Origin of the sequence: Thiohalocapsa marina (genome assembly GCF_008632335.1) — a bacterium.
Classification (GTDB): domain Bacteria; phylum Pseudomonadota; class Gammaproteobacteria; order Chromatiales; family Chromatiaceae; genus Thiohalocapsa; species Thiohalocapsa marina.
Genome location: NZ_VWXX01000002.1, coordinates 312,655 through 321,161, shown reverse-complemented (window position 1 = coordinate 321,161; position 8,507 = coordinate 312,655). Strand labels below are relative to the sequence as shown.

Sequence of the window (8,507 nt, the reverse complement as noted above, 5' to 3'; positions counted from 1 at the left end):
CGCCTTCACCGCCTTGAACACCGTCTTCAGCAGCCCCTCGCCGTACAGCAGCGCCTCGTAGCGGTCCTGGCTACCCGCCCGGTCCGCCATCAGCACCTCGTTGGCGAAGTTGTCGTATTCGTCGATCAGCAGGTAGAGCTTGTGCGGGGTGGCACGGATCCGGGTCAGGAGCGCCGTGAAGGAGGCGATGGCATCCTCCGGCACGATAGCGATCTCGCCCAGCCAGCCGTAGCGCGCCGCACAGGCATGGATGGCACCGTTGATGTGACGATGCAACGCCGCCTCGATGTCGGCCACCTCGCCCTGTGCCTGCACCAGCGAGAAGTCCCACTTCATCACATAGAACTGGTTGCGCAGGGGTGTCGGATCACGCCCCACCGCCAGGCCGCCGAACAGGACATCGAAGTCATCCGCCCGGTTCAGGTCGTAGTAGTGCTCCAGCAGCGACAGCAGCAGGCTCTTGCCAAAACGGCGCGGGCGCAGAAAGATCAGCTGATCCCCCGCACTCTCCAGCACCGGGAGACGGTCGGTCCGATCCTGATACCAATAGCCCTCTCGGACCAGCTTGCCGAAATCACTCAAGCCATAGGGAAATTTCATCGCTGCAAAGGCCCGCGGCCGTAAACCATCCATAGGTGTAAAGTAGCACAGGCGCCCTCGGGCCCACCCGGCACTGAGACGCGACTCGAGCAGAGGTCCCGCGGGCACGACCAAGCTCTGACTCGACAGCAATCGCGGCCGACCCGGCAGGTCTTCCACCCTTGTCCATTCACCAAGCCGGGTCTAAGCTTATTTGCTGTAGGGCAAAGGATGTCAATAGGTCCAGTGCCGTCCGCCAGCGCGCTTCAGCCGACTGCCTGGCCGCGGCCGTCGGCAACATCGCCCATCCGAGCAACACAGCCCCCTCGTCATTGCGCCTCGCCGGCGCTGATTAAGTCCTGGGGGCATACGGGGATACGCCATGAACAGCAGCACGCCGAGGTCCAAACCACACGGACTCGCATCGTGGCTGACCTGGCTGCCACACATCCTTCCTTCACGCCTTCCGCTGTCCGTGCTGCTCACCCTGGCGATCGCATCCGTGCTCACGCCCGCGCTGGCCGAGGACATCGACATCTACATGATGGGCGAGTACCAGAAGCCCGCGGTCAATGTCATTGTCATTGTCGACAACTCCGCCAACTGGGGTTCCACCACGGACTGGCCTGCCACCACCTTGTGCGGCAACAAGGCCGAGGCGTTCTGTCATGTCAAAGAGGCGCTGATCAACACCCTGGCCGATGTCGACATCGAGGGGCTGAGCATCGGCCTGATGCTATTCTCCGAGAACGAGTCGGTGCGCGGCTATCCCCGCTATGCGGTCCGGCCCATGGGGTTGACCGGCACGAACAACAAAAACGATCTGGTCTCTCTGGTCACGTCACTCGACATCAACGGCGACAAGGGCAGTAACGCCGCCTTCGGCATGGCCCTGTACGAGGCCTACCTCTATTTCCAGGGCAAGACACCGGCCCATACCTTGAGCGCGACCCCAAAATCAGACCAGGGCATCGTCACCCTGGGCGACGACAGCACCATCGACAAGGCCGATGGCGGCGCCTTCAACGGTAGCCTGTACAAACAGATCCTGCAGCCGGAGGGCGAATGCAACGTCGGCAACTACATCATCTTCATCTCCAACGGCCCTCCAGCCTCCGGCGAAGACAGCGCGGCTGAGACCGCCCTGTCCGCCATAGGCGGCAATACCACGCTCATACCCCTGACGCCTAAGAACTACGAGAGCAACTGGGCCGATGAGTGGGCGAGGTTCCTCTACGGCTCCAGCGGCATCCAGCTTTTCACCGTCGATGTCGCACCAGGCAAGGTCCTTTCGGACGAGGCCCTTAGCGAACTGCTACGCAGCATGGCCCGCCAGAGCAATGGCGTGTATTTCAGGGCCGAGAGCGCAGACGTGCTGGCGTCGTCGATGAAAGAGGCGTTCGACCAGATCCAGATCGCCAACAGCGTCTTCGCGCCGACGGCGCTGCCGGCGAGTTCGGAAAACCGCGCCATCGCGCTGAATCAGGTCTACATGGGCCTGTTCCGCCCGGACCGTAACCCGCGCTGGTTCGGCAACCTCAAGCTCTACCAGTTCGGCTTGAATGACACCGGCGTGCTCGAACTGGTTGACAGCACTGGCACAGTGCCGGTGAAGGACACCGCCAGCGGCATCATCGCCGACGGCGCCACCAGCTTCTGGACCCACAGCTCGACCTTCTGGAACTACCGCTGCGTGGGCCCGGACGGCAACCCGCTGGCCTTTGGCGACACCACCCTCTGCGGCGACCCGGTGTCCGGCTCCGACAGCCCCGACGGCGCCGTGGTAGAAAAGGGCGCCGGCGGGCAGCAGTTGCGCGATGACGGCGCCGCGGCGCGCGTCGTCTACACCTGCATCGGCTGCGCCGGGCAAACGGGCACGCTGAGCGCCTTCAATTCCGCCAACGCCGGCATCACGGAGTCTGCCCTCGGCGCCGTGGACAGTACCGAGCGCGCCGCCATCATCGACTGGATGCGAGGCGTGGACAATATCTCCGAGAACACCGCTGCCGGCGGCGGTTCCCGACCCTCCATGCCCGGCGATGTGCTGCACACCCAGCCCGTGGCCGTCAACTACAACACCAGTGCCACCGGCTGCGCCGATTCGGCCAACCTGGATACGGACCTGGTGGCGTTCTACGCCGGCAACGACGGCATGCTGCATGCGCTGCAGGGTGGCACCAGCGGCACCGCCGCGGGCAAGGAGCTGTGGTCCTTCATGCCGGACGACTTCTTCGGCTCGCTCAAGCGCCTGCGTGACAATGCCCCGTCCATCATCTTCCCGGCCCCGGTACCGGCGGGCGAGCGCAACAAGCCCTATCTGCTGGACGGCAGCCTGAGCGTCTACGCGCCGGACGACAACGACGACTGCAAGCCGGACAAGGTCTGGCTGTTCATGACCATGCGTCGGGGCGGACGCGCCATCTACGCGCTGGATGTCACCGACTCGAACGCGCCAATCTTCAAATGGAAGATCTCCAATACCAGCACCGGGTTCAGCGAACTGGGCCAGACCTGGTCCGCGGCCACCCCGGTCAAACTGCCCAACGGCACCGAGGCGCTGCTGTTCGGCGCGGGCTACGATCCCGGCTTCGAAGACCGGGCGTTCGACACCAGCGCCAAGACCTACGGTAACCCGCCATCGGCCAAGGCCATGGGCCGCGGCATCTATCTGGTCAATGCCGATACCGGTGCCCTGCTGCAGCACTTCGGCGGCAGCTACGGCATGACCGACGCCATCCCGTCCGACATCACCGTTCTCAGCCGGCCGCCGCGCGTTGCCCGGATCGCCTATGTGGGCGACACCGGCGGCAACCTCTGGCGCATCAACTTTACCGACGACCCCATCAGTGACCCCTACAGCGTGACCAAGATCGCCAGCCTGGGGGATCCGTCGGACAGCGACAAGACCGGCGCCTACGCGCGCAAGTTCCTCTATCCGCCCAACGTGGTCACCGCGGAATCTGGCGGCTACGCTATCCTCATCGGCTCCGGAGACCGCTCCAAGCCCTTCGATACCCTGGTGGAAAACCGCTTCTACATGGTCAAGGACACCGGCTCGGGCGCCAGCCCCGGCGCAAGTTGCACCGGCAACGAGACAAGCTGCAACCTCACCGACGTGACCACCCTGGGCACGGCCGTGCCCAGCGACTCCAAGGGCTGGCTGATCCAACTGGCCGCCGGCGAAAAGACCGTTGGCGGCGCCGCAACCACCGGCGGTGTCACCATCTTCGCCACCAACCAGCCCAGCACCGGCGCGGGCGACTCCTGCGCCATCAACCTGGGCCTGTCGCGGCTCTACGCCGTCGACTACGCCACCGGCGACCTGCCAGACGCGGATAAACAGCCCGGGCTGGCCGCCCAGTTCGGCGAGTCACGCAGCATCCAGGTCGCCAGCGGCGGATTCCCCCCGACGCCGCAACCCTTCACGGTCGAGATCCCGGACCCAGCCAACCCGGGCGACACGCTGATCGAGTCAGGCGTCATCAGCGGCATCGATGTCATTCATGCGGTTCCGACGCCGCAACCGCCAGGGGTCGTGTTCTGGTATGACGCCGATCACGACTGAGCGCCCGGCCGGCACGCGCCCGTCCGCTGCCGCGGGGAATCCACCTGCACCCGCTCAGTCGCAGGGGAACCTAGCCGCGACGCAGGTGGTATTGAGGGACGGCGGCGTTTGCCTGCAGTCTAGCACTGTCTGATCCAGGGCGACCCCCCAGCGCATGTCCACCTCCGGCGCGTCCAGGCTACCCGGTCCCGCCACCTCCCAGCCGACCCCCTGGACTACATGAAGATAGGGTCCCTTTGAATCCCCCCGGGGCGGCGGCCGTTCATCCCTCTCCTCGTCGCACGGCAACCAGCGCAGGTGCACTCGATAATCACGCCCGTTCAGTGACAGGCACAGGTCCGACTCGGTGCCGGTCCGGTCACCGGTACAGGGAGAATCCTGATCCTTGCCAAGCTCAAACCAATGATCGAAGACAAGCTTGACCGCCTGTTCCGTCTCCATCCGGATTTGCGCATTGCCAACGATGCGCGAATGGGTCACGCCCATGCGCACGGCGCTCACGCCCAGGATGGTCAGCACAGTCAGCATCACCAGGCTGACAATCAGCACCGCGCCGGTACTGCGCTGCTTCATGGTGTCAGAACCTCACGCTCGGCGACATTGGTCAGTCGCACCACCTCGCTGAGAACGCTCCGTCTGTAATCACGCTGCGTCGCCGGGTCATAGGTGCCGGGGTTGTACGGTTCCTTCGCGCCAAGCCGGTACAACATGGCGGAATCATCATGGCCGACAATCGGGTCAATGGAGCGCGCCAGCAGGTCGAGCTGCACCGTGACCACGTCACCCCAGCGAGCAACATCCGTATTCATCTCCACGATGCTGAAATACTGATCCGGAACCCTGTCGTTAGTAGCGTCAACACCAAAGAGCAGTTGCATGTCCTCAATGCCTTCTATGATCGATTCGGGATCTACGATCATTGGAGTATCTGATTCCTGACCTAGGGGTTTTCGCACAAGCGTGGGAATGCCGTCACCTGGAACAGAGTAGGTTCGTATGTAGTAGATATCGACATGATAGCGTCGCCAGTCGTAGCGAGTTCCAGAAATGCTCGCCCCGCAAATCGCCGCATCACCAAAGCATTCAAAGAAAGCATCCTGTGCATCACTCTTCAGGTAAACATATCCCAAATCTGACTCTGTAACGGCAGTGACAGACTGCGTATCCGCCCGCCGGACCACCAGGATTGCCGTCCCCGCTTTCCAGCTGGTCAGACTGCAACTGCCAGGAATGCTGTCATAGCCGACGACCGGAAAGAGCAGATGTGTATCATCGAAGGCGAGCTTAGCTGCCGCGACATTTATTACCTCGCAGGGGTCTGGCGGGGCAGACGCGGACCCCTTTGGCTCGTTTGGCTCGTACAGCCCGAAAAAGCCCGCGTGCTCGATATCGCTGGAGAGCAAGTGGAGCGCAAATCGGGCATTCTCGATCCGCAGGCCCTCCTGATTCAGACGATTGAAACTCCGCGACGCATTCCAGGAAAGCTCGGCGACTCCGGCCGCCAACAGCAGCCCAAGCACAAGAGCCACCAGAAGCTCGACCAACGAAAAGCCTGTTGCACCCTTGGGCCTTGTAGCGCGTCGCTCAGCGTTCAACATCTGGCCACCTCAGCCACCCTCGGCAAACAGCACCGGCAGCCGAACGGTCCGCCGAAGCGTCTTGCCGTCCGACTCATCGCCAAACAGGTTTTCGCCGCAGGCGTCGACCTTTCTGGGATCATCGTCACCGGTAAACGCCACCTCGGACAATCCCTCCCACGCGACCGAGACCCAATACACTCCCACCAGGGTTCCCGCCGATTCCTTAGTGATGCAGCCACGTCCATGAAGAATCGGCTCGATCCGAATGCCGTCGTGTTTGGTTGCCTCCCCGATCAATGCGAGGTGCCAACAACTGAGATCGCGCGCCGCTCCGGCACCGCCCGCACAACTCGCTTCGTCGGTAAAGCCGCTCTCGTATCCCACCTCATCGACGTAATTTTCAGCCGCTCCTGATCCCGCCGCTCGGAGCCTCGATGCCATGTCTTCGACCAGAACCATGGCCTGTCCTCGCTGATAGGACTCCAACTCGGCCCGTTGCGCCTTGCCTTGCAGGGCGGCGAGTCCGAGCAGACCGAACGCTAGCACGACCAGAGAGATCAGCACCTCGATCAGCCCGAGACCGGCCATCGCGCTGTGGCGTCGAGCCGCCGGGCGGAGGCTGTCGGTGTCCCACCGACAGACTGTTGCGTGCCGGCGCGGCCTCACGGTGTTACCACTCCCCGTCCGGATGGCGCGATCCATCGCTGCACAGGGTCAGGGGCTCTTCGCCGTCCATGACGCGATTGTCGACAGGCGTTGCCACGATCTCGAATTTCTGTCCGTCGTCCCAGCCCGTGGCGCAATCAACGCTTGTTTCCTGTTCGTTGTTTGTATTGACCTCGAACGTATAGGGATAGTCGATACGTTCCTTTGGGGACAGATACTTCCCCTTCAAAGAATCATCATCTTGCGGACTGTAGCGCCGCGTGGTCAGCAGAATGTCCTCCTGGTCCAAAGCCACTTGCATCATGATGCGCTGCGCATCGGCCTTCTTGGCCCGTTTTACATAGTTCTTGTAACTCGGAAAGGCGATGGCAGTCAGGACTCCGATGACCACCACCACGATCATCAGTTCGATCAGGGTAAAGCCATGCGACGCGCGACGCGGCTTCGCCGCAGTATCATGGATTCGGTTCCGGTGTTTATTCATAGCGGCCAGGGATTCATTTAGATAAATTGCGGATGGTCTCATCCGTGTCATTCGCTGCGAACTTGCGCTGGCTTGCTCACGCCTCAACTCATTGCAAAAATTCAGTTTTTAATCCGACTGAATTCGCACTCGACCCGTATTGGAGATAACAAGCTTCCGGATGTACCCATCCGCACTGAATACGATATTTCCTGCACTCGCTTTAATGATTCCCGCTCCCGTGAATGTAATAAGACCTTCATAGGAATCTTCGATCAAGATCTGCTCTGAAGTTGGCCCGTGGGACCTCAGAACCGCGCCTGCCTCATCTACGACGATCCAGCCGTTGTTAAATGTACCTTCGGTCGAGCACTGTGCCAGGTCGGTGCTCTTACAAACCCTTATGCTTTGGCGTCGTTTGACGGCTTCACTTCTCGCGAGATGCAGATCCGCCAGAAAGGTATTGACTTGACTAGCCATACGATTTTTCTGGACGAACGCCTTGAAGCTAGGCACGCCAAACCCAAGCAGCACCGCTGCCACCACCAGGGTGACCATGAGTTCGATGAGCGTCATTCCGGACGCACGCCGGCGGCGTGGTTGCGAATCGCTGAAGCCCCTGGATGCCACGCGTCGACCTCTCGCCCGATTGCTACGCCTTCTTGAAGCATAGCACCCACATGGACGAGCATCGGTCGGAGCCGTGGCTTTGTCTGCCCGTCAGTCCGGCCGGGACGACAAGGTGGAGGGCGCTTGCTGAGGTTAGCCGCCCGAGTGGTCGGCGTCGCGTGGGGCGGCTTTGCCTTAGTCGGCGTCGCGGAGTGGGTCGGCGTCGATGCGCGAAGCGGGCCGGGGGACGGGCCGGGGCGCAGCTTGGGGATCGGGCTGGGCGACGCCCTGTCCGTCCAGCAGCGCGTCCGGCGGCAGACCGCTCTGGCCGCGGACGCGCAGGTGCAGCGCGGCCTTGGCCATCAGGTGGGCGCCCACCGGCGCGGTGATGAACAGGAACAGGGCAACGAGGATCTCGTGCAGCGACAGGCCCGGACCCTGCGCGCTGAAGAAGATACTGGAGGCGATGAGCAGGCTGCCGACCCCCAGCGTGGTGGCCTTGGTGGGTCCGTGCAGGCGGCTGTAGAAGTCGCGCAGCCGCAGCAGCGCCACGGAGCCAAGACAGGTGAAGGCGGCGCCGATGACGATGAGCAGGGACACCAGGATCTCAACCCCCAATGACCACAGGGGCGATGTCAGCGTCGACGACAGGGGCTCGGTCACTCGATGATGTCTCCGCGGGTGAGGTACTTGGACAGGGCGACGGTGCCGACGAAGCCGAACAGCGCGATCAGCAGCGCTGCCTCGAAGTACAGGTTGCTGGCCAGCCGGATGCCCAGCAACACCAGCAGCGCCACGGTGTTCACGTACAGCGTGTCCAGCGCCAGGATGCGGTCCGGCTTGTCCGGCCCGATGACCAGGCGCGCCAGCGACAGCAGCAGCGCCAGGCTGACCAGGACAAAGGCGATGTTCAGGGCCCAGGGGAGGATCATTGTGTGAGCCTCCAGCCGCTGTTGAGCCGCCAGCCCCCAGCCCCCAGCCCCCAGCCGGAAGGCCGGGCCGGGTGCGCAACCGCTGATGGCCAGATGGCGGACGCCTGCTCCGG

Annotated in this window: 9 protein-coding genes; 1 reads left to right on the top strand and 8 read right to left on the bottom strand. The window is 62.8% G+C overall.

Translation table 11 applies throughout. The annotated features are described in order from the left end of the window. A partial coding sequence (locus F2Q65_RS02915; RefSeq protein ID WP_150090203.1) for an AAA family ATPase occupies positions 1–600 on the bottom strand: 600 nt, incomplete at its 3' end. 481 nt (positions 601–1,081) lie between these two features. Here F2Q65_RS02915 and F2Q65_RS02910 point away from each other — a divergent pair. After that, on the top strand, positions 1,082–4,144 hold the full coding sequence (locus tag F2Q65_RS02910; protein ID WP_150090201.1) for a pilus assembly protein: 3,063 nt from the start codon (positions 1,082–1,084) through the stop codon (positions 4,142–4,144). A 54-nt stretch (positions 4,145–4,198) separates the two neighbouring features. Here F2Q65_RS02910 and F2Q65_RS02905 read toward each other — a convergent pair whose 3' ends face one another. From F2Q65_RS02905 to F2Q65_RS02875, 7 genes are all read right to left on the bottom strand, one after another. After that, positions 4,199–4,717, bottom strand: coding sequence for a pilus assembly PilX family protein (locus F2Q65_RS02905; RefSeq protein WP_150090199.1), 519 nt, complete (start codon positions 4,715–4,717; stop codon positions 4,199–4,201). After that, positions 4,714–5,742, bottom strand: coding sequence for a PilW family protein (locus F2Q65_RS02900; protein ID WP_150090261.1), 1,029 nt, complete (start codon positions 5,740–5,742; stop codon positions 4,714–4,716). Before F2Q65_RS02900 ends, F2Q65_RS02905 begins: the two co-directional genes overlap by 4 nt. A gap of 9 nt (positions 5,743–5,751) precedes the next feature. Next, positions 5,752–6,312 (bottom strand): type IV pilus modification protein PilV, encoded by a 561-nt coding sequence (gene pilV, locus F2Q65_RS02895; RefSeq protein WP_170265478.1) that lies wholly within the window; start codon positions 6,310–6,312, stop codon positions 5,752–5,754. Positions 6,313–6,394: 82 nt separating this feature from the next. After that, positions 6,395–6,874, bottom strand: coding sequence for a type IV pilin protein (locus F2Q65_RS20135; protein WP_170265476.1), 480 nt, complete (start codon positions 6,872–6,874; stop codon positions 6,395–6,397). 108 nt (positions 6,875–6,982) lie between these two features. Then, positions 6,983–7,483, bottom strand: coding sequence for a GspH/FimT family pseudopilin (locus F2Q65_RS02885; RefSeq protein WP_281290979.1), 501 nt, complete (start codon positions 7,481–7,483; stop codon positions 6,983–6,985). 174 nt (positions 7,484–7,657) lie between these two features. After that, a complete protein-coding gene (locus tag F2Q65_RS02880; protein ID WP_342782208.1) occupies positions 7,658–8,125 on the bottom strand; it encodes a Na+/H+ antiporter subunit G in 468 nt (155 codons plus the stop codon). Continuing rightward, positions 8,122–8,394: a K+/H+ antiporter subunit F gene (locus F2Q65_RS02875; RefSeq protein ID WP_386118689.1), complete on the bottom strand. Its 273-nt coding sequence runs from the start codon at positions 8,392–8,394 to the stop codon at positions 8,122–8,124. The genes F2Q65_RS02880 and F2Q65_RS02875 overlap by 4 nt, the downstream gene beginning before the upstream one ends. Positions 8,395–8,507: the final 113 nt, after the last annotated feature.